The organism is Streptomyces sp. NPDC052101 (assembly GCF_040680235.1).
In the GTDB taxonomy this organism is placed as follows: Bacteria; Actinomycetota; Actinomycetes; order Streptomycetales; family Streptomycetaceae; genus Streptomyces.
On the sequence record NZ_JBFAWH010000043.1, the window covers coordinates 24,841 to 45,041 of the forward strand.

At 68.3% G+C, this 20,201-nt stretch carries 17 protein-coding genes and 1 pseudogene; 12 read left to right on the forward strand and 6 right to left on the reverse strand.

Features of this window, described 5'->3' with window-relative positions; all coding sequences use genetic code 11:
* Positions 1 to 2: 2 nt before the first annotated feature.
* The 6 genes from AB0L75_RS39075 to AB0L75_RS39100 are packed head-to-tail and all read right to left on the reverse strand — an operon-like array spanning position 3 to position 5,416.
* On the reverse strand, positions 3 to 227 hold the full coding sequence (locus AB0L75_RS39075) for an MbtH family NRPS accessory protein (protein ID WP_365190936.1): 225 nt from the start codon (positions 225 to 227) through the stop codon (positions 3 to 5).
* Positions 228 to 283: 56 nt separating this feature from the next.
* On the reverse strand, positions 284 to 1,312 hold the full coding sequence (sbnA, locus tag AB0L75_RS39080) for a 2,3-diaminopropionate biosynthesis protein SbnA (RefSeq protein ID WP_365190938.1): 1,029 nt from the start codon (positions 1,310 to 1,312) through the stop codon (positions 284 to 286).
* 11 nt (positions 1,313 to 1,323) lie between these two features.
* Positions 1,324 to 2,721 carry a condensation domain-containing protein gene (locus AB0L75_RS39085; RefSeq protein WP_365190940.1) on the reverse strand — a complete coding sequence of 466 codons (1,398 nt, stop codon included), beginning with the start codon at positions 2,719 to 2,721 and terminating at the stop codon, positions 1,324 to 1,326.
* A 17-nt stretch (positions 2,722 to 2,738) separates the two neighbouring features.
* Positions 2,739 to 3,860 carry a beta-ketoacyl synthase N-terminal-like domain-containing protein gene (locus AB0L75_RS39090; protein WP_365190941.1) on the reverse strand — a complete coding sequence of 374 codons (1,122 nt, stop codon included), beginning with the start codon at positions 3,858 to 3,860 and terminating at the stop codon, positions 2,739 to 2,741.
* Positions 3,861 to 3,869: 9 nt separating this feature from the next.
* Complete coding sequence (locus tag AB0L75_RS39095) at positions 3,870 to 5,141, reverse strand: beta-ketoacyl-[acyl-carrier-protein] synthase family protein (protein ID WP_365190943.1); 1,272 nt, start codon at positions 5,139 to 5,141, stop codon at positions 3,870 to 3,872.
* Positions 5,141 to 5,416: an acyl carrier protein gene (locus AB0L75_RS39100; RefSeq protein WP_365190945.1), complete on the reverse strand. Its 276-nt coding sequence runs from the start codon at positions 5,414 to 5,416 to the stop codon at positions 5,141 to 5,143. Before AB0L75_RS39100 ends, AB0L75_RS39095 begins: the two co-directional genes overlap by 1 nt.
* Positions 5,417 to 5,601: 185 nt before the next feature.
* Between AB0L75_RS39100 and AB0L75_RS39105 the strand changes: the two genes are divergently transcribed.
* From AB0L75_RS39105 to AB0L75_RS39160, 12 genes and pseudogenes are all read left to right on the forward strand, one after another.
* Positions 5,602 to 6,585 carry a TauD/TfdA family dioxygenase gene (locus tag AB0L75_RS39105; RefSeq protein WP_365190947.1) on the forward strand — a complete coding sequence of 328 codons (984 nt, stop codon included), beginning with the start codon at positions 5,602 to 5,604 and terminating at the stop codon, positions 6,583 to 6,585.
* A 91-nt stretch (positions 6,586 to 6,676) separates the two neighbouring features.
* On the forward strand, positions 6,677 to 8,278 hold the full coding sequence (locus tag AB0L75_RS39110; protein WP_365190948.1) for a tryptophan halogenase family protein: 1,602 nt from the start codon (positions 6,677 to 6,679) through the stop codon (positions 8,276 to 8,278).
* A 91-nt stretch (positions 8,279 to 8,369) separates the two neighbouring features.
* Positions 8,370 to 8,945, forward strand: a complete 576-nt coding sequence (locus AB0L75_RS39115; protein WP_365190949.1) for a flavin reductase family protein — start codon at positions 8,370 to 8,372, stop codon at positions 8,943 to 8,945.
* 48 nt (positions 8,946 to 8,993) lie between these two features.
* On the forward strand, positions 8,994 to 10,586 hold the full coding sequence (locus AB0L75_RS39120) for a tryptophan halogenase family protein (RefSeq protein ID WP_365190951.1): 1,593 nt from the start codon (positions 8,994 to 8,996) through the stop codon (positions 10,584 to 10,586).
* Between the two features lie 37 nt (positions 10,587 to 10,623).
* Complete coding sequence (locus AB0L75_RS39125) at positions 10,624 to 11,874, forward strand: cytochrome P450 (protein WP_365190953.1); 1,251 nt, start codon at positions 10,624 to 10,626, stop codon at positions 11,872 to 11,874.
* The gene (locus AB0L75_RS39130) at positions 11,871 to 12,899 is read left to right on the forward strand and encodes an ornithine cyclodeaminase (protein WP_365190954.1); all 1,029 of its coding nucleotides are present in this window, start codon (positions 11,871 to 11,873) and stop codon (positions 12,897 to 12,899) included. The genes AB0L75_RS39125 and AB0L75_RS39130 overlap by 4 nt, the downstream gene beginning before the upstream one ends.
* Before the next feature lie 145 nt (positions 12,900 to 13,044).
* Positions 13,045 to 14,337 carry a cation:proton antiporter gene (locus AB0L75_RS39135; protein ID WP_365190956.1) on the forward strand — a complete coding sequence of 431 codons (1,293 nt, stop codon included), beginning with the start codon at positions 13,045 to 13,047 and terminating at the stop codon, positions 14,335 to 14,337.
* A 120-nt stretch (positions 14,338 to 14,457) separates the two neighbouring features.
* Complete coding sequence (locus AB0L75_RS39140) at positions 14,458 to 15,048, forward strand: helix-turn-helix domain-containing protein (protein WP_365190958.1); 591 nt, start codon at positions 14,458 to 14,460, stop codon at positions 15,046 to 15,048.
* On the forward strand, positions 15,041 to 15,793 hold the full coding sequence (locus tag AB0L75_RS39145; RefSeq protein WP_365190959.1) for an ABC transporter ATP-binding protein: 753 nt from the start codon (positions 15,041 to 15,043) through the stop codon (positions 15,791 to 15,793). The genes AB0L75_RS39140 and AB0L75_RS39145 overlap by 8 nt, the downstream gene beginning before the upstream one ends.
* On the forward strand, positions 15,793 to 18,348 hold the full coding sequence (locus AB0L75_RS39150) for an FtsX-like permease family protein (RefSeq protein WP_365190961.1): 2,556 nt from the start codon (positions 15,793 to 15,795) through the stop codon (positions 18,346 to 18,348). Before AB0L75_RS39145 ends, AB0L75_RS39150 begins: the two co-directional genes overlap by 1 nt.
* A 494-nt stretch (positions 18,349 to 18,842) precedes the next feature.
* Positions 18,843 to 19,079, forward strand: a pseudogene (locus tag AB0L75_RS39155) (transposase); the annotation flags it as partial.
* Between the two features lie 582 nt (positions 19,080 to 19,661).
* Positions 19,662 to 20,027 carry an ASCH domain-containing protein gene (locus AB0L75_RS39160; RefSeq protein ID WP_365190965.1) on the forward strand — a complete coding sequence of 122 codons (366 nt, stop codon included), beginning with the start codon at positions 19,662 to 19,664 and terminating at the stop codon, positions 20,025 to 20,027.
* The last annotated feature ends 174 nt before the right edge of the window (positions 20,028 to 20,201 follow it).

Consider the following 20,201-nt stretch of genomic DNA (forward strand, 5'->3'; position numbering starts at 1 on the left):
CCTTATCCGGCGGTCTCTGCTTCCATGCGGCGCCGCAGGCTCAGCGGCCGCATGTCGGTCCACACTTCTTCGATCCGGGCCAGGCACTGCTCCCGGCTGCCCTCGGTTCCCTCCGGGTGCCACCCGTCGGGCAGCGCCCGGTCGGCCCACCAGATCGAGTACTGCTCCTCGTCATTGCGGACCACGCAGTGGGTTCGCTCGGCAGCGGCGGCGGTGCCGTCGTTCATGAGTTGACTCCTGAGTCGGTGTGGGGTTCTGCGGTCCGGTACGCGCTGAGCGGTGATCAGCAGCGGACGGTTTCCCGAGGTCGCGGGTTCGCGGGGTCGAAGTCCTGCCACAGGTGCGCGACGTCACCGAAGTGGCTGTGTACCCAGGTGTCGGAGTACACGGTGTCCAGATAGCGATCGCCACCGTCCGGCAGCACCAGAACGCACGTGGAGCCCGCCGGGATGTCAGGGGCGATCTTCTCCAGCGCCGTGGCGACGGCTCCCGATGACCCGCCGGCGAGCACGGCTTCCCGCTGCATCAGCCGGCGGCAGCCCACCACCGCTCCCAGGTCGTCGACGTGGACCACCCGGTCGGCGTCCGAAACCGCGAGCAGAGCCGGCACGACCGAGGCACCGTGCCCGGGGATGAGGCGCTGGCATCTGACCGGGGAGTCGAACAGCACGCTTCCGACGGCGTCCACAGCCACGACTGTGGTGGGGAGGGAGTGGTACCGCACGTAGTCCGCACACCCACCCAGGGTCCCGGCCGTGCCCACTGCGCAGAAGACATAGTCGACGGCACCGTCCAGGGCCTGATCGATCTCCCGCATGGTCTCCAGGTGCGCCCGCCGGTTGGCCGGGTTGGCATACTGATCGGGCCGGTATGCGGACGGCACCGTGCCCATCAGCTCCTCGACCCGGCGCAGCCGCTGCGGCAGGTACTCACCCGAGACGGGGTCCGGTTCGGTGACGATCTCGATCTCGGCCTGGTACGCGCGCAGGATCGCCAGATTCTGCTCGGTGGTCCGCGCGTCCACGACACAGATGAACCGGATGCCGAAGTAGCGGCAGATCTGGGCTATTCCGATGGCCAGGTTCCCGGAACTCGACTCGATGACCGTGGACTTTCCGGGTACGAGTTCACCCGCCTGAATGGCGTGCATGAGCATGCCGAGTGCGGAGCGGTCCTTGACACTGCCACCAGGGTTGCCGCGCTCAATCTTGGCGAACACCCGAAGTGGATATCCGTCCAACAGCCTTTCCAGCTCGACCAGTGGTGTATTGCCCACGGCTGAAAGGATTCCTCTGAGTCCCGTCACCGCCATACTCCCCCCTTTCACATCCGATGCCCGTCGCTGATGCCCAGCTCCAGCAGCTCCGCCAGGTCGTCCGCGTCCGTCAGCGGAATCTCGGCCACCGGCATCCCCGGGGTCCGGACAACCGCGCGCAGAATCCGCTCGAATCCGTCCGCGAGGCGTTCGACGGACCCTCGGTCGAAAACATCCGTGCTGTAGGAGTACGCCGCGGATATCGTCGTCCTGCCCCGCTCCAGACGGATCATGAGATCCATCTGCCCTTCCTGTTGCGGTGTGTCGATCATGGCGACCCGAAGCCCCGCGTAGTGGGCCGAAGGCCCCTCCATGACGCCTTCCGGGGGGCGCGGCACCGACCTGTACATCTTCTCCAGGTCCACCATGAACAACGCCATGTGGTAAAGGGGCGCCCGCCCCGCGTCTCGTCCGGCACCGGTGGGAAGGCTCAGAAGAGCGCTGGGATAACGGCCGTCCCTCAGCCCGCGCAGCACCTCACGGTCGGCCGCCACCGCCAGGTCGTCGAACGTGAGACCTGGGTGACATCTCGCCCGCACGGGCAAGGTGTTGGTGAAGCAGCCCACGACCTCACTGACACGGCGGCCGACCCGCGTGGTGGCGGGGACACCCAGCAGGAAGTCGTCCTGCCCCGTCCAGCGATGGAACAGCGCCTGGAAGGCGGCCAGCACGAACGCGAAGGGCGTCACCCCCACGGATTCGGCGCAGCGCGTCAGCGAGGACACGAGGTCGGCGGGCAGTTGTCGCTGCACCGTGTCGCCCTCATAGGAACGCACCGCAGGCCGCGGACGGTCCAGGGGGAACTCCGCCGGGACCGCGCCGGCGAGGAGCCGGCCCCACCGAGCAGCCGTCTCCTGCCCGGCGGCGGACCCCACGTATCGGCGTTCCTGTTCGACGTGGTCGGCGTAGGAGGCCGTCGGGGGCGGCAGTTGCGGATCTGCGCCCGCAGCCAGGTCGGTGTAGGCACCGAGGAGGTCACGCACGATCAAGGCGCGTGAGACGAAGTCGTTGACGATGTGGTGGACCGCGATCACCAGGACGCCGTCATGCGGGCTTCGGCGCACCAGCACGACGCGCAGCGGTCCCGAGGTCTCCAGCTGGAACGGCGCCAGGCAGGCCTGCCGGGATGCGGTGAGCAACTGGCCTTCGCCGACTCCGGTGAGGTCGTGCAGCGCGAAGCACCCGGGGGCCTCCTCCAGCAGGATCCGGCAGGGCCGGCCCTCGACCTCGGTGAACAGCGAGCGCAGCTGTTCGTGACGTTCCTGCACTGCCCGGACCGCCCGCTTGAGGAGATCGATGTCGACGCCCCCGCGCACGCGCAGCCGCAGCACGGTGTTGTAGGCCGGACTGCGCGGTGCGATCCGGTACGCGGCCCACAGGGCTTCCTGGACCGCGGAAAGGGGCATGGGCGGTGTCGTCAAGGTCATCGCGGACCGTTCCCGTCTGCCGTGGCTGACCGGAACAGCGCGCAGGCAGCGATGCCCTCCCCGTCGACGGCCGTCACCAGCGCCAGGCGCCGGGTGCCCCACGGTGCATGGGCGGCGAGAGTGAGCAGCCCGGCGAACTGGAGGGCCGCCGAGGCCGCTCCGGTGCCACCGAGCAGGCCGTGCAACTCCAGGCGGGCCCGCCCGTCGGTGCCTCTCGGGCCCAGGACCTCCTCCAGGGCCGTCGCCTCCTGCTCTCCCGGGAATCCGGGTGCCCCCGTCGGCGCGACCGCGCCGATCTCCTCGGCGTCCGTGCCCGTCTCCTGGAGCAGGTCGGTGACGCATGCGACCAGTGCCTTGCCGGCCAGCTCAGGCCGGGTGAAGACCCGGAACCGGCATCCGAGCAGTTCCGCCCGGGGAGTGCGTCCCCCGCGCCGCGCGCTGCGGACGGACTCCAGGAGGAAGAACGCGGCACCCTCGCCGAGTGGCGCGCCCGCGCCCTCGGTGAGCACGTGCTCCAAGCGGGCCCGCTGCACGGAGAACTCCTCCGCGGCGCCGCACAGCACCGTGCCGGCATGGCTCCCGCGCAGCAGCCGGGACGCGTAGTTGAGGGCGTGCAGTCCGCTCGCGGCACCACCGGAGACGCTCACGTTCGGGCCTTTGAGGCCGTGCCAGATGGCACTGCGTCCGGCGGGGTGGTTCAGCACGGTATTGGGGAAATGGGCCGGATTGACGTTGAAGGGCCGTTCCCCGGAGAGGGCGTCGTGTGTGAAGGCCATGACGCTCTGAACACTCCCCGGGGTTCCCAGCACCAGCCCGGTCTCCTCCGCGGCATCCGCGACCGCGGTGCCGCACCTCTCCAGCAGCAGCCCCGTAGTCGCGACGACGATGCCGGTGAGCCGGTCCATGGAACGGGTGCCCTTGGGGCCGAGCGCTTTCACCACGTCGAACCCGGGAATCAGCCCCGCCTCGGTGTACGGGACCGGCCAGTCACCGGCGTCGAGGGGAGCCGGTGCCCGCCGTCCGGCGAGGATGCCTTCGGCGAACGCGTCCTCCCCGAGCCCGTACGGCGAGGCCACAGCCATCTCGGAGATGACCCATCCGCCCAGGATGTCAGCCATTGCTGCTCCTCAGTCGTCCGCGAGAGCCGTGCGCGTGAGCGCCGGCATGTCCCGCTCGTCGTATCTGGCGAGGACGAGGACGGCGTTGTTGCCGCCGAACGCGAGCCCGTGGTTCTCCGCGACTCTCAGGTCCGCCTCGACGGCCTTGTTGGGCACGCAGTCCACGGCGCATTCCGGGTCGGTCTCGACGTGGTTGATGGTGGGCGGGATGAAGCCCTGCCGCAGGGCGATGGCGCACGCGACCGCCGCCAGCGCGCTGGCGGCGCCCATAGCGTGGCCGACCATCGACTTGATGGACACGGTCCGCGGCATGTCCTCGCCGAACACCTCGCGAATCGCACTGACTTCGGTCGCGTCGTTGGCCCGGGTCCCCGTGCCGTGCGCCGAGATGAGGTCCACATCCGCCGCAGTGATGCCGGCCTGCCGGTGTGCGGCCCGGATGCTGCGGGCGATGCTGTCGCGGTCCGGGGCCACCGGGTGGCGGGCGTCGCAGGAGAGCCCGTAGCCCAGGACCTCCGCGTACACGTGCGCTCCGCGCGCCAGCGCGGACTCCAGGCTCTCCATCAGCAGCACGCCGGAGCCCTCACCGACCAGCATCCCCTCACGGTGGAGGTCGAAGGGACGGCACACCTGCGGCGCGATGGTGCGCAGCCGGTAGAACCCCGTGAAGGTCTTGCGGCAGACAGCGTCGGTGCCACCGCACAGCGCCATCTCCACATCACCCGCGCTGATGCCGTCGTAACCGGCTCCGATGGCGTAGTTTCCGGCGGCGCAGGCCGTCGGCACCGTGACAGCCTCCACGTCCTCCAGGCCGAGTTCGCGCGCCACTCCCACGGACAGACGGCTCAGGGAGACCCTGCCGGCCACCGTCGGATCCATCGTGTCGGTACCCCCGGCGATCTGGGCGGCGACCAAGTGGTCCAGGTCCCTGCTCTCGCCGTCACTGGTTCCCACGGCAACCAGCGCGCGACGGGCCTGCACGTCCTCCTCGGTGAGTCCGGCGTCGGCCACCGCCATACGGCTCGCGGCCGCGGCGAACCGCGCCGCCCGCCCGAGTTCGTCGGCGGGCAGGGTGCGCAACCAGTCGGCGGGATCCGCGTCGGTGATCTCACAGCCGATGGAGTGGGCGAAGCCCGAGGTGTCGAAGGCCGTGATCGGCTTGGCACCGCTGCGGCCGGCCTTCAGGCCCTCGGCGAACGCGTCGACTCCGGTGCCGATGCAGCTGATGACCCCCATGCCGGTGATCACCACTCGACGCCGGGGCCCTCGCGTGGGGCGCATCACTGCTCGACCGGTCCCCGGGCCGTGGCCACAGCCACGTAGAGCGCCTCAAGGTTCGTCATGTCGGCCAGTTCCAGGTGTTCCAGCGAGATGCCGTACTCCTGCTCCAGGCCGGCATGAACCTCCAGCAGGCCCAGCGAATCCGCACCGTGTTCGGCCTTGAAGAGGCTGTCATCGGTGATGTCTTCGGGATTCAGCTCCAGAATGCCGCAAACCAGTTCCTTGATACGTCGGCGTTTCTCGTCCAGGAGCCTCGCCGTCTCGGAGGTTGCCATGCGTCTCTCCCGCTGAGTGGGTGCGTGGTGGGGCTGCTCAGCGGAGTGTGCACAGCGGTTCTATACATTTTCTACGGCGGCGGCGATTCCGCATCAGTTATAGATGCTTTATAGCCGGGCCCGGCAACCTGACAGCACATCGGAATGCGAGCGCGGATATGCGGATGAAAAAGAGGTAGGTCATCATGGCTGACACCGACATACTTCCACCTCTGCACGCGACGACGCTGAGACTGGACGACATCCAGCGTGCCCAGGTCGCCGCCGTAGCCAAGGAGCTTGTGGAGACCACGCGAGAGCCGTTGGACAGCGCCAAGTGGCTGGACGCGGCGCGCGCGGCGTCCACTCGCCTCCCCGGCGAACTCCTCACCGCACTGCGCTCGTTCCGGCACGACGCCGGCCCCGACGCCCTGCTCCTGATCGGCAACCTCCCCGTCGGTCCGGCCCTGCCCCCCACCCCCACGGAAGCCGACTCCGTCGAGCGCAGCCCCACCACGTCCGCCGCGGTCATCACCCTCGCCATGCTCCAGCTCGGCGAGGTGATCGCCTACCGCAACGAGAAGGGGGGCGCCCTGGTGCAGAACGTCGTCCCGGTGCCCGGCAGGGAACGGCAGCAGAGCAACGCCGGATCCGTCCGGCTCGAGATGCACTCGGAGAACGCCTTCCACCCCGACCGCCCCGACTACGTAGGTCTGTTGGGCGTACGAGAGGACCCCTCCGGGGCCGCGCGGCTGTGCACCGCGTCCATCCGCCGCGCTCTGCCACTGCTGGCCCAAGCCACGCGCCGTGTCCTGTCCGAGGAGCGCTTCATGACCGAACCACCCCCGTCCTTCGGCGAGTTGGGAACCGTCACCCCGAACCACGCGCTGCTCAACGGAGCCGCGGAAGACCCGGATCTGGTAGTGGACTTCGCCGCCACCCATCCCCTCGACGAGCAGGCCGCGGCCGCCATGACCGAGTTGAGCGAGGCGCTCTCGCGCACCACCGTCGCGCACCCCCTGCGCGCCGGTGACCTCGCGGTGGTCGACAACCGGCTCGCCGTACACGGACGGACCCCCTTCACGCCCCGCTACGACGGCAGCGACCGGTGGCTGCACCGGGTCTACGCCTGCCTGGACTACCGCCGCTCCCGGCCCGCCCGAGAGGCCGACGGGGCCGTCCTGCGCTGATTCAGGACGGCGACCCCATCACCGACACCACTACCGCCACCGGCCGCACGCGGGACACCTTCCGTCGGCCGAAGCGAGACGAGGAACCCCTATGGAGAACCACGGCAATCGCATTCGGAGCGTCGTCATTCTCGGCGGCGGCACCGCCGGCTGGATGACCGCCGCCTACCTCGGCAAAGCCCTGGAGGGTACGGCCGACATCACCGTGCTGGAGGCGCCGTCGATCCCCCGCATCGGGGTCGGCGAGGCCACCATTCCCAATCTCCAGAAGGTGTTCTTCGACTTCCTCGGCGTCGGCGAGGAAGAGTGGATGCGCGAGTGCAACGCGAGCTTCAAGATGGGGATCCGGTTCATCAACTGGCGTACGGACGGCAGCGGCCGACCCGAGCCGCGTCCGCTGCCCGGCGGCGGCGATGACAGCTTTTACCACACCTTCGGGCTGCTTCCGGATCACGATCAGGTGCCGTTGTCCCACTACTGGTACAACGACTTCCATCACGGCCGGACCGACGAACCCTTCGACTACGCGTGCTTCCCCGAGCCTGCGGTGATGGATGCCAAGAAGTCACCACGCTGGTCGGACGGCACACCCTCCACACGGTACGCCTGGCACTTCGACGCGCAGCTGGTCGCCGACTTCCTGTGCCGCCTCGCGACTCAGCGGCTGGGGGTGCGGCGCGTGGCAGACGAGATGACGGAGGTGGTCACGGACGAGCGCGGTTTCGTCGAGGCACTGCGTACCAAGGGCGGTGAGCGGATCGACGGCGACCTGTTCATCGACTGCTCCGGCTTCCGCGGCCTGCTGATCAACAAGGCGATGGCGGAGCCCTTCATCGACATGAGCGACCACCTGCTCTGCGACAGTGCGGTGGCCACCGCGCTGCCGTACGACGATCAGTCGGAGGGCATCGAACCGTACACCTCGGCCATCGCCATGTCCTCCGGCTGGACGTGGAAGATTCCCATGCTCGGGCGGTTCGGGACCGGCTATGTGTACTCCAGTCGCTTCGCCTCACAGGACGAGGCGACGGAGGAGTTCTGCCGGATGTGGAACCTGGACCCGCAGCAGCAGCCGCTGAACCACATCAGGTTCCGGGTCGGCCGCAACCGCCGCGCCTGGGTGAAGAACGTCGTCAGCGTAGGCCTCTCATCGTGTTTCCTGGAGCCGCTGGAGTCGACCGGGATCTACTTCATCACCGCCGCGCTCTACCAGCTCGCCAAGCACTTCCCGGACCGTTCGTTCAACGAGGCCCTGATCGACGGCTTCAACCGCGAGATCGAGGTGATGTTCGACGACTGCCGGGACTTCGTCCAGACGCACTTCTACTTCGCCCCCAGGTCGGACACCGAGTTCTGGAAGGCCAACAAGGAGCTGACGCTCGCCGACAGCATCCGGGAGAAGATCGCGGCCTATCAGGCCGGACTGCCGGTCAATCCGCCGATCACCGACGAGAGCACCTACTACGGCAACTTCGAAGCCGAGTTCCGCAACTTCTGGACCAACGGCAGCTACTACTGCATGTTCGCGGGTCTGGGCTTCCTCCCGGACGCCCCGCTGCCGTCGCTGGCGCACCGGACCCGGTCCGTCGAGACCGCGGAGCCGCTGTTCGACGAGGTCAGGAAGCGGCAGCAGCACCTCCTGGAGACCCTGCCCAGCATGTACGAGTACCTGTGCCGGCTGCACGAGCGCTGAGCCGCCGACGGTGGCCGGCCCCCTCCCGGTCGTGCGGCCGGTGCGTTCGCCGCTGTTCCTCATGACATCCCACCGACGGGAGGAGCCCTGAATGTCCCGCTTGGTACCTGCCTCCATGCCGGGGGCCGCCTCCGCCGAGCAGCCGGCCGAGGCCAAGACGCTCGCGGATCTGCGTCCCTTCATGGCCGCCTTTCCCACCGGCGTCGCCATCATCACCTCCCTCGACGCCGATCTGCGGCCGTGGGGCATGACCTGCACGTCGCTGTGCAGCGTCGCACTCGAACCGCCCACTCTCGTCGTGTGCCTGCGCAGCGCCAGTCCGACCCTGGCCGCCGTGCGACAGCACGGCGGCTTCGCGCTCAATCTGCTCCACGACGGGGCCGAGGCCGTCTCGCGCTTCTTCAGCCGCGGGGACCCCCATCGGTTCGACGCCGTCGACTGGCATCTTCCGGTGCGGGCCAGAGGCCCGCACCTGGGCACCGACGCCCACGCCACGGCCGACTGCGCCGTGTCGAGCACCACCCCGATCGGAGACCACACCGCCGTCTTCGCCGAGGTCGAGAACGTCGTCTCGCGCGATCTGACACCGACTCCCCTCCTGTATGGGCTGCGCCGATACGCCAGTTGGTCGGCATCGGCCGATGCGGTGACCGAAGAACAGAGATGAAGACCGGACCGGGGCCCCGTCCACCGACTGCTTGGAGACCTGACCGCCATGGATGACAACGGCATCAAGAAAATACTCGTACTTGGGGGCGGTACGGCCGGCTGGATGGCCGCCTCGTACCTGGGAAGAGCACTCGGGCCGACGGTTTCGATCACGGTCCTGGAAGCGCCGGGCGTTCCGAAGATCGGCGTCGGCGAGGCCACGATCCCGAACCTCCAAAAGGTCTTCTTCGACTTCCTCGGCCTGTCCGAGGAGGAGTGGATGACCGAGTGCAACGCCAGCTTCAAGATGGGCATACGGTTCGTCAATTGGCGGACGCCCGGCACGGGTGCGGCCAAGGCGCGGCCATTCGGCAACGGCGTGGACCACTTCGACCACCTCTTCGGGCTGCTGCCGGCCCATGACAGCCTGCCGCTGTCGCACTACTGGACACACAAGAGGCTGAGCGGCGCCACAGACGAACCCTTCGACCGCGCGTGCTACCCGCAGCCGGCGGTATTCGACCAGAACCTGTCCCCCCGCTACCTCGACGGGACCAGGTGGGCCAGTTACGCATGGCATTTCGACGCCAATCTGGTAGCGGACTTCCTGCGCCGGTTCTCCACCGAGAAGCAGGGCGCGGTGCACATCGAGGACAGGTTCACCGGGGCGGAGATCGACCAGTCCGGTCACATCGTCGCGGTCAGCACGGAAGCCGGACGCAGGATCGAGGCCGACCTGTTCGTCGACTGCTCCGGCTTTCGCAGCCTGCTCATCAACCAGGTGATGAAAGAGCCGTTCCTGGACATGAGCGACCACCTGCTGAACGACCGGGCCGTCGCCACGCAGGTGCCGCACGACGACGCGACCCAGGGGGTCGAGCCCTTCACCTCGGCTATCGCGATGTCCTCGGGCTGGGCCTGGAAGATTCCCATGCTCGGCCGGTTCGGAACCGGCTACGTGTACTCCAGCCGCTTCGCCTCACAGGACGAGGCGACGGAGGAGTTCTGCCGGATGTGGAACCTCGACCCGGAGCAGCAGCCGCTGAACCACATCAAGTTCCGGGTCGGCCGCAACCGCCGCGCCTGGGTGAAGAACTGCGTCGGTATCGGCCTCTCCTCGTGTTTCCTGGAACCGTTGGAGTCCACCGGCATCTACTTCGTCTACGCGGCGCTCTACCAGCTGGTCAAGCACTTTCCGGACAAGCGCTTCGATCCGGTCCTGATCGGCCAGTTCAACCGTGAGATCGAGACGATGTTCGACGACACCCGGGACTTCATCCAAGCTCACTTCAGCTTCGCACCGCGCAACGACACACCGTTCTGGCAGGCATGCAAGGAGCTGGAACTCGCGAGCGACTTTCAGGAGAAGGTCGCCGTATACAAGTCGGGTCTGGGGGTGAGCCTGCCCGTCACCGACGAGAGCAACTACTACGGCAACTTCGAAGCCGAGTTCCGCAACTTCTGGAGCAACGCGAACTACTACTGCGTGTTCGCCGGGCTCGGGCTGCTGCCAGACCACTCGCTGCCCGCACTGAACCACCGGCCGTCGTCGATCGAGTCGGCCGAGACGGTTTTCGCGGACATCCGGCGCAGGCGAGACGAACTGCTGGGCACCTTGCCCTCAACGTACGAGTACCTCTGCAAACTCCACGGCAAGTGACGTCGTCTTGGCCCTTCCGCCCGGAGAAGAACACACCATGCCCCTCCAGTCGCAGTCGGCGGCGGTCGATCCCGAAGCCCTGGATCTCACCGACCCGCAGACGTTTCTTGACCACGACCCGCATCAGATGTGGCGGGTCTACCGCGAGCACAGCCCCGTGCACTGGCACCCCGCGACGCGGCGGGCGCCCGGCTTCTGGGTGTTGTCCAAGTACGGCGACATCGTCGCCGCGTACCGGGACAACGAGCGGTTCACGTCCGAACAGGGCAACGTCCTGACGACCCTGCTCAAGGGCGAGGACTCCGCATCCCGGAAGATGCTGGCCGTCACCGACGGACCCCGGCACCGCGAGATCCGCAACCTGATGCTCAAAATGTTCGCGCCGCGCGTGCTCGAACCTGTCGTGGAGGGCATACGGCGACGTACCGACGAGCTGGTCGCGTACGCAGTGGACCGCGGCGACCTGGACTTCGTCGCGGACGTCGCCGACCGCATCCCCATCAACACCATCGGCGACCTGATGGACATCCCGACCGCCGACCGGGAGCAGCTGGTCGAGTGGAACACCATGACCCTCTCCCGCCACAGCTCCGACAGCAGCGAACTGGACGAGACGCTGGCGCGCAACGAGATCCTGCTCTACTTCTCCCAACTCGCCGCCCGTCGGCGCCGCAACCCCGGCGACGATGTCATCAGCGCTCTGGCGACGGCCACCATCGACGGAGAGCCGCTCTCCGAAGAGGAGATCGTTTTCAACTGCTACAGCCTCATCCTGGGAGGCGACGAATCCAGCAGGTTCTCGTCGGTCGGTGGTCTCATCGCCTTCAGCCAGCACCCTGAGCAGTGGCGCCGGTTCAAGGAAGGCGAGGTGAGTGTGGAGAGCACCACCGAGGAGGTGCTTCGCTGGACGACACCCGCGATGCACTTCGGCCGGCGCGCCCTCGTCGACGTCCGGATACGCGACCGGATGATCCGGGCGGGCGATGTGGTGAGCCTGTGGAACAGCTCCGCCAACTTCGACGAGGACGTGTTCACCGACCCGTATGCCTTCGATCCGGCGCGTACGCCGAACAAGCACATCGCCTTCGGACACGGCCCGCACTTCTGCCTCGGCGCGTTCCTGGGCCGGGCCCATGTCAGCGCCATGGCCGAGGCATTACGCACCCAGGTGAGCGAGATCCGGCTCCAGGAGGCGCCCCAGCGCCTGTTCTCCAACTTCGTCCACGGCTACAGCGGGCTTCGGGTCACGCTCACACCCGAACCGACGCGCGGAAGGCAGTACCGATGACCGTTCCCCACCCGGAAGAACTGCTGTACCTGGACGCCGCGCAGGTTGCCGATCTGAGCCGGACGATCGACCCACTCCAGGTCGTCACGGACAGCTTCCTCGCTGTGCACGCGGGGAAGGCCGGGATCACTCCCGAGGCCGCCCTGCGCTGGAGGGCATCCGACGGCACCGGCGCGCGGAGCCTGGTGCTGCCTGCCTGGCACGGTGACTCCTACGGCTGCAAGATCATCAACGCCTGTGTGGGCAACCCGGACCGTGGCCTTCCCCGCGCCCACGGGCTGATCCTCCTGTTCGACCCGGACACCGCCATGCCGGTGTGCGTCATGGAGGGCGGTCGGCTCAGCGCCCTGCGTACCGCCGCGGTCTCGCTGGCCGCGGTGCGCGGGGTCCGTGACCTCGCCGACATCCGTCACCTGGCGTTCCTCGGCGCGGGTCGGCAGGCATACACCCATCTGGAACTGTTCGCCGCCCGCGCCCACCCGGTCGCGGTCACCGTCCACGACAGGGACGCCGGGCGTGCGGCGGCTTTCGCCGACCGGGTGGTGCGGGCGCTGCCGGACGCCGCCGTCGAGGTCGCGGTCACCCCACGGGACGCGGTACGCGCCGGGGACGTGACCATTGCCGCGACAACGACCACGACCGCGTACGTTCCCCTGGAGTGGCTGCCCAGCGGCGCGGTGTTCGTGAACGTCTCGCTGGACGACGCGACCGAGGAACTCCTGCTGGGCTGCGACCACCTGCTGGTCGACGACTGGCCGCTGGTCGCCGAGGACGAGTCCCGCCTGCTGGGCAGGCTCGCGCACGCGGGCCGGGTGACCGGGCCGGATGTGGCGCCGCCCCGGGGTGGGCGACAGGTCGATGCCGATCTCGCCACGTTGTTCTCCGGCGGTTACAGGCGGCCCGTCAGCGCCGCGGACCGCATCGTCGTCAACCCCTTCGGCATGGGCGTCCATGATGTCGCGCTCGCCGCGCTGGTGTACGCGGCCGCACGGACGAACGGGACCGGCACCCTGCTGGCCCGCTGACACCGCGGCCGCACCGTGAAGGCGGCCTGAGGGGTGTCGGGTGTCCGGCAGCTCATTCGTCCGAACCGGGAGCCCGCCCATCCCCTCCGGCTCTGCGGCCGTCTGCCGAATTCGACGCAAGTGCCCTAAGTGAAGGACACCCCCCATGAGTGTGGGAGACGCACCGCTGTTCCTGACGCACGTAGCCGTATGCCTGGTAGCCGTGCTGGCACTGGCCTGGCTCGGCCGCGGCGCGGCCCGGCGACTACGGCAGCCGGAGGTGATCGGCGAGATCACCGGTGGCCTGCTCGCCGGGCCGGCCGTCAAGGCACTGGTCGGCACGGACGTATTCGGGCGGCTACTGCCCGGCGACGTGTTGCACGCGCTGAAAACGATCGGCGAGGCCGGGCTCGCGCTGCTCCTGGTCGGTCTCACCCACGAATTGCGCACAGGAGCCTTTGGACCCGGCCGCCGCACGATGTCCTGGATCGTCTTCGGTGCGTTGGTACCCCCGTTGTGCACGGGCGCGCTGCTGGTCGGTTGGGTGCTGCTGGTCGACGACCCGACGCTGCGCGGCACCTCCCCCCTGCCCGCGTTCGCGCTGTTCACCGCGGTGGCCATGTCGATCACAGCGGTGCCGGTGCTGGCGCGCCTCCTGTCGGACCGTGGCCTGACGACCTCACGTGAGGGACAGCTCGCCCTCACCTGCGCGATCATTCTCGACGGCGTGGGCTGGATCCTGCTGTCCGTCGCGGTCGGACTCGACAAGGGCAGCGTGACCGGCACGCTGCGGGTGCTGACGATCACGGCCGCAGTGGCTGTGACCATGCTGCTGCTCGGACCTCTCCTGCACACCGAGCCCGCCCGAGCGTGGGTCACCCGGTTCCCGCGCTCGGGAGCCGCCGCGGTCGGTGCCGGTGCCATCGCGGCGGCACTGATATCGGAATCACTCGGCCTGTCGATGATCTTCGGAGCAGTACTCTTCGGCCTTGCGATGCCCACGGGCACGTCGTCGGCCTGGACCACGGCCGTGACCTCCGTGACAGGATTGGGCCGGCAACTCGTACCGGTGTTCTTCGTGGTCACCGGTGTCACCGTGTTCACCAAGAGCCTCAGCTCGGCGCCCTGGACACTGCTGATCCTCACCACCGTACTGGGCACCCTGGGCAAGATCGGCGGCGGCTGTCTCGGGGCCCTCCTGGGCGGGGAGTCCCGATGGACAGCGGCACGCCTCGGTGTCCTGCTGAACACGCGGGGTCTTACCGAGTTGATCGTCCTTCAGGTCGGCTACAGCGCCGGAATGGTGACACCGTCCATGTTCCTGGCACTGGTGGTGATGGCCCTCGCCACCACCACCCTGACGGGCCCTCTCCTGTCCCTGCTCGACCGGGCACGAGCCCGCCTCCGCGCAGCGCAACCACCATCGAGGCGGCAGCCGAGCACCGTGGCGGAAAGGTGACCGGCGCCGTGGCAGTGCCGGGCCGGCCGGTGGCCCCGGGCCATGGTAGGGATATCCCCACCATGGCCCGGGGTGCCTGCAGGATCGTGCACAAAGGTCTGTGCACAGCAATCTGTGGACATGACGTTCACCCCCTCCCTCAGCGGGCTGAAGGCTCTCGCACATCCCAGACGCCAGCAGATGCTCGAACAGCTGGCCATGCACGGCCCGGCCACGTCCGCCACCCTCGCCCGTGCCCTCGATCTCAACACCGGCGCGACCAGCTACCACCTGCGAGAACTCGCCCGGCACGGTTTCGTCGAGGAGATCCGGGCCGACGCCGCATCCGGGAGCAAGGGCAAGGGACGCGGTCGCGAGCGCTGGTGGCGTGCGGTCTCGGGCGACCTACGGCTACCGACGCGCAGCGCGCAGGATCCGCAGACCCGTGTCGTCGTCGACGAGATGAACCGGCTCGCCTACACCGCGGATCTACGGCTGTTCGAACAACTGCAGCAGCAAGACGACGACCTGGGGGAGTGGCTGGACGCCTTCCCCTACTCACGCGGAACCGTCCAGGTGACCCTCACAGAGCTGCACGACCTCTTCGAGGAGTACATCGCGCTCCTCAACCGGTACAAGCGGCCTGAGGGAGCCCCGGCGGGGGCACGGACCGTGCTCACCCGATTCCTGGCCTTTCCGGCCCCGAACCAGTCAGGAGAAGACGTTGCTTAGCGGCACGCCCCAGGCCGTCCGGCTCGATTCGGTGACCAAGATCTACGGCAGCGCAGACCGCAGAGGGCGTGACGTCCGGGCGCTCGACACGGTGTCCGTCGCCATCCCACCCGGCACCTTCACCGCGGTCATGGGCCCGTCGGGATCGGGCAAGAGCACGTTTCTGCACTGCGCGGCGGGCCTGGACAGCCTCACCTCCGGCGCATGCTGGATCGGCGGCATCGCGCTCAGCGGCATGAACGAGACCCAGCTGACGAAGCTGCGCCGCAAGCACGTCGGATTCGTCTTCCAGGCATACAACCTCGTGCCGTCACTGACAGTCCGGGACAACATCATCCTGCCACTGAGGCTGTCCGGTGAACGGGTCGACAGGCGCTGGCTGGAGGAGGTGCTGGCCCGGGTAGGTCTCACGGGAAAGGCCAACACGCGGCCGTCCCAGCTCTCCGGCGGCCAGCAGCAGCGGGTCGCCATCGCTCGCGCGTTGATCACGCGCCCTCATGTCATCTTCGGTGACGAGCCGACCGGCGCGCTGGACACGGTCACCGCCAGGGACATCCTCACCCTGCTGCGCTCGTGCGTTGACGCCACCGGCCAGACGGTGGTGATGGTCACCCATGATCCGGTCGCGGCGTCCTACGCGGACACGGTGCTCTTCCTCGCGGACGGCCGCATCGCCGACCGGATGCAGTCGCCGTCCGCCGACCGCGTCGCCGACCGCATGACACACCTCGGAGCGTGGGCCTGATGCTGCGTTACGCACTGCAGTCCTTGAAGGCCCGCAAGGCGGGGTTCATCGGGGCGTTCCTGGCGCTGATGTGCGCCGCGGCTCTGGTGACCGCCTGCGGTGATCTGCTGGAGACCGGACTGCGCGGCGAGATCGGTACCGAGCGGTACTCCGGCACGCCCGTCATCGTGGCGGCAGACCAGAACGTCCACCACGTCACGAAGAAGAAGGGCAAGACCAAGGACAAGGCCAAGCCACTCGACGAAAGGGTGTGGCTGCCCTCCGCCACCCGAGAGCGGATCGAGACGGCCCCCGGGGTGCGGGCGGTAGTGCCGGAACTCGACTTCCCCGCGTACGTGGTCGGATCGAACGGCAGGATCCTCAGCGGCCCGGACGGCAAGGAGTCGTCGGGGCACGCGTGGGCGTCTGCCCAGCTGACACCGTTCCGCATCGACAAGGGGGCGCCTCCGCGGACCGCCCATGAGATCGTCATCGACCGGGGGCTGGCCTCCCGCGCAGGCCTGGCCCCCGGCGACAAGGTGACCGTTCAGGCCACCGGCTCGCCTTCGACGTACACGGTGACGGGGATCGCCACCACCCCAGGCGGTGATCTGAAGGAACAGGCCGCGGTCTTCTTCTCCTCGGACGAGGCCCGCCGACTGGCCGGCCACTTAGGCCAGGAAGCCGTGATCGGCGTGCTGCCCAAGGAGGGTGTGAGCACAGCGGAGTTGGCCAAGGCGGTGCGGACGGCCCTCGGTGACTCGCCCCACGAGCAGGTGTCCACCGGCGGTGACCGCGGCCGGGTGGAGTTCCTCGGGGCAGCCAAGGCCCGGGTCAAGCTGATCAGCATGGGAGGCGCGATCGGCGCCATCGGGCTGCTCGTGGCGGTCCTGGTCGTGTCCGGCACGTTCGCCCTGTCCATCCAGCAACGCCGCCAGGAGATCGCCCTGTTGCGGGCCGTGGCGGCAACCCCCAAGCAAGTGCGCCGGCTGATCGGCCGGGAGGCGGTGTGCGTCGGCTTCGCCGCCGGTCTGCTCGGCGCGGCGGCCGGTCTGCCGCTGGCGTCCTGGCTGCACGGAAAGTTCGTGGACTTCGGGACGATCCCGGAGACCCTCAAGCTCGTCCGCAGCCCCTTCCCGGTGTTGGCGGCGATGGCCGCGACACTGTTCGCCGCCTGGGCGGCGGCGCGTATCTCGGCGCGCCGCATCTCCCGGATCCGTCCGGCCGAGGCGATGTCCGAAGCCGCCATCGAGGGCGACCGCCTGCCCTGGGGGCGGCTCGCGGCCGGGGCAATCGCACTGGCCGGCGGGATCGTCCTGCTCGTGGTCCTGGCCGCACTGCACACGGAACCGACCTCGATGCCGGTGACCTACCTCGTGGTCCTCGTGATCTCGATCGGGCTCGCGCTGCTCGGCCCGCTGACGGCCAAGGGCGCACTGGCCGTCCTGGGCGTTCCGCTGCGGCTGTCCAGGGTCGCCGGGTACCTCGCGGCGCACAACGCCCGCGCCAACGCCAAGCGGCTGGCCGCCGTGATCACACCGCTCACCCTCCTGGTCGGCATGGCGTCCACCATCATCTTCGTCCAGACCACCCTGGGCAACGCGGCCGAGCATCAGGTCCGCAACGGTGTCACAGCGGACTGGGTGGTCGACTCCACAGGACCCGGCGTGCCCGGCGCCGTAGCCGACCGGATACGGAGCCTGCCCGGCGTGAGGGCCGTGACCGAGATCGTGCACACGTCCGTCCGCACGCCCGGCTTGGACAAGTACTCCGTCCAGGGCGTAACCCCCCGCGGTCTTGCCTCGACCATGGACCTGAAGGTCACCGAGGGCTCATTGGACCGACTCGGCGGCCACGCAGTCGCCGTCAGTGATGTGGTCGCCAACAGCAAGGGCCTTCATCCCGGCGACACGATGAAGCTGGTGCTGGGCGACGGCACTCCCGCCACCGTGAGCGTCGTCGCGGTGTACAAGCGGGGTCTCGGCTTCGGAGACCTGACCATGGCACATGATCTCGTGGCCGGGCACATCGACAATCCGCTCAGCGACTCCGTGCTCGTCGCGGCCGGCGGCGGTGCCAAGCGGGACACGGTACGGGAGCAACTGGCAGGGGTCGTGAAGGACTTCCCCGGCGCGGTGGTCACCGGCAGCGGGCGTATGGCGGACCGTCAGGCGACGACGCACGAGGAGAACGCCGAGGTCAACTACGTGGCCATGGGGCTCATCGTGGCCTTCACCGCCATCGCCTCAGTCAACACCCTGGCCATGTCCACCGCCGACCGGTCACGCGAGTTCGCCCTCCTGCGCCTGGCCGGCATGACCCGGCGACAGGTCCTGCGGATGCTCCGCCTGGAGGCCCTGACCGTGGCGCTCACCGCGATCGTGCTCGGTACGATGATCTCGTTGGCCACGCTCACGTCCTTCAGTATCGGCATGACAGGTGAGGCGGCTCCGGCCATGTCCCCCGTGATCTATCTGACGATCGTGGCGGCAGCCGCGGCGCTGGCCCTCATCGCGACGGTGCTCCCCGGCAGGATCACCCTGCGCGCAAGCCCCACCGACACGATCGCAGACTGAAGCCCGAAGCGAGAAGAAGCATGAGGCGGGCCCGGCGAAGGTGCGGCCCACGGGCTTGTTGTTCGGGTGAGGGTCTTCAGGATCGGGTTGTGAGGCCTGACTTGGAGGCCCTCTTGGACCGCTTGACTGCGCTCTATGTGAAAGTACGACGGCCCCAGGCACCGCCCGGACGGTCAAAGCCCTCTGTCCCGTCTGCCGCCCATTACGCTGGCTGAACCCTGAGAGGACGTTCACACTGCTGACGTGCAGGTTTGGTTGTTTTGTCGGCCGTCCCAGATCGGTTAATTGACACTCTTCGCCCTGAATATGCAGGCGCGATGCCTGCTGCCGATCGGACGTGCTGTCACGTTCTGCCCCAACAGCTCCTGTCCGGTTCGAATATGAGCGGAACGCCCTCGTCGGTCACCCGGACGAGCGATGTATGGGCTCCAACTCCCAGCCGTATCAGTGCTGTTATGACAACTTAGCCGCCTCGCAAGTCCTATCCGAGCGATCTGTCCGACGCCCGCTGGGCCCTGATGGAACCGACGCTCACTGCGTGGCGAGCCGAGAGACAGAGGACCTCACTCAACCTCGGCGGCAAAGTCGCCGACCTGCGTGAAGTCATGAACGCGATCCTCTACGTCAACCGAACCGGCATCCCCTGGCGCTACCTCCCGCACGACTTCCCGCCCCACACCACCGTCTTCTCACACTTCAGCGCCTGGACCGCCGACGGCACGATCGAGAAGCTCCGGTCTGGTGCAGGTTCAGGTGACAGGTTCGGTCACGCGGCCTGGAGGGCCGGGGTGGTCATGACGGTCTCGAATTCGACGGGTGTCAACCGGCCGAGTGCGGCTTGTCGGCGGCGCCGTGTTCAAGGTGTGTGCACCGACCACGGCCCGTACGAGGTCCTGGTCACCCCCGACCGGCCCGAGCCGTACATCGACCTCGCCACCCTCTACCGCAACCTCGTCAAAGAGCGCCTGCCCTCACCACCGCGCACCCTCAACGTCATGGTCAAGGGCGGCGACTGGGCCTACGGCTGCCAGCTGGTCGACGAGGCCTTCGCCTCCCTGCCCGGCCCAGGCGCCCCGCCGCGCATCTTCACGCCGATGGTGCTCACCGACACTGGCGCCAAGCTGTCGAAATCGCTGATCCGCGAGGGCACCGTCCCGCCCCCGACCGGGGCCAGGCCGTGGATGCTCGATGCCACCGCCTGGGATGGCAGCGTGGACGACTACGTCGACGCCATGGTCTGGCTGGTCGGCGTCATGCTCGCCGACCCCAAGCACTTCTACCGCTCCTACACCACCCAGGAGATCGACCGCCTCATGACCCGCCGCACTGCAGCCCCCGCCCAGCCCCGCGCCCGGCACATGAACCTCTACCGCCGCTACTTCGACTTGGTGGCCTCCGGCCGCAAGACGATCGAGGTCCGGGTTCAGTACGCCAACCTGCGCAATCTCGCCGCCGGCCAGCACATCAAGTTCGCCTGCGGCAAGGACGAATGCCTGGTCCGCGTCGCCCGCGTAGCCCGCTACGCCTCTTTCGAGGAGATGCTCGACACCGAGGGACCGGAGAACGTCAACCCCGACTCCCCGCGCGAGCAGCAGTTGACGAACATCCGCCGCATCTACGGCCCGGAGAAAGAGGCCCTGGGCGTCCTCGCCATCGAGATCGAACGCGTCACGGCCTGACCCGCACACAGAAGCGCCCCGTCCCCGGCATTGCAGCTGCCGGGGACGGGGCGCTTTTCAGTGTCGCAGGGCTCAGTGGGGGTCTGTACGCTCACCGGTGTAATTGATGATCATGGAAGAGACATCAAGTGACTGACACCGTGACCGAGTCCGTGACCGTCGATGACCAGGCGG

Excerpts from the sequence above, each read along its gene's own strand:
- AB0L75_RS39075 (WP_365190936.1), bottom strand. The coding sequence starts at position 227 with ATGAACGACGGCACCGCCGCCGCTGCCGAGCGAACCCACTGCGTGGTC.
- sbnA (WP_365190938.1), bottom strand. The coding sequence starts at position 1,312 with ATGGCGGTGACGGGACTCAGAGGAATCCTTTCAGCCGTGGGCAATACA.
- AB0L75_RS39085 (WP_365190940.1), bottom strand. The coding sequence starts at position 2,721 with ATGCCCCTTTCCGCGGTCCAGGAAGCCCTGTGGGCCGCGTACCGGATC.
- AB0L75_RS39090 (WP_365190941.1), bottom strand. The coding sequence starts at position 3,860 with ATGGCTGACATCCTGGGCGGATGGGTCATCTCCGAGATGGCTGTGGCC.
- AB0L75_RS39095 (WP_365190943.1), bottom strand. The coding sequence starts at position 5,141 with ATGCGCCCCACGCGAGGGCCCCGGCGTCGAGTGGTGATCACCGGCATG.
- AB0L75_RS39100 (WP_365190945.1), bottom strand. The coding sequence starts at position 5,416 with ATGGCAACCTCCGAGACGGCGAGGCTCCTGGACGAGAAACGCCGACGT.
- AB0L75_RS39105 (WP_365190947.1), top strand. The coding sequence starts at position 5,602 with ATGGCTGACACCGACATACTTCCACCTCTGCACGCGACGACGCTGAGA.
- AB0L75_RS39110 (WP_365190948.1), top strand. The coding sequence starts at position 6,677 with ATGGAGAACCACGGCAATCGCATTCGGAGCGTCGTCATTCTCGGCGGC.
- AB0L75_RS39115 (WP_365190949.1), top strand. The coding sequence starts at position 8,370 with ATGTCCCGCTTGGTACCTGCCTCCATGCCGGGGGCCGCCTCCGCCGAG.
- AB0L75_RS39120 (WP_365190951.1), top strand. The coding sequence starts at position 8,994 with ATGGATGACAACGGCATCAAGAAAATACTCGTACTTGGGGGCGGTACG.
- AB0L75_RS39125 (WP_365190953.1), top strand. The coding sequence starts at position 10,624 with ATGCCCCTCCAGTCGCAGTCGGCGGCGGTCGATCCCGAAGCCCTGGAT.
- AB0L75_RS39130 (WP_365190954.1), top strand. The coding sequence starts at position 11,871 with ATGACCGTTCCCCACCCGGAAGAACTGCTGTACCTGGACGCCGCGCAG.
- AB0L75_RS39135 (WP_365190956.1), top strand. The coding sequence starts at position 13,045 with ATGAGTGTGGGAGACGCACCGCTGTTCCTGACGCACGTAGCCGTATGC.
- AB0L75_RS39140 (WP_365190958.1), top strand. The coding sequence starts at position 14,458 with ATGACGTTCACCCCCTCCCTCAGCGGGCTGAAGGCTCTCGCACATCCC.
- AB0L75_RS39150 (WP_365190961.1), top strand. The coding sequence starts at position 15,793 with ATGCTGCGTTACGCACTGCAGTCCTTGAAGGCCCGCAAGGCGGGGTTC.
- AB0L75_RS39160 (WP_365190965.1), top strand. The coding sequence starts at position 19,662 with ATGACCCGCCGCACTGCAGCCCCCGCCCAGCCCCGCGCCCGGCACATG.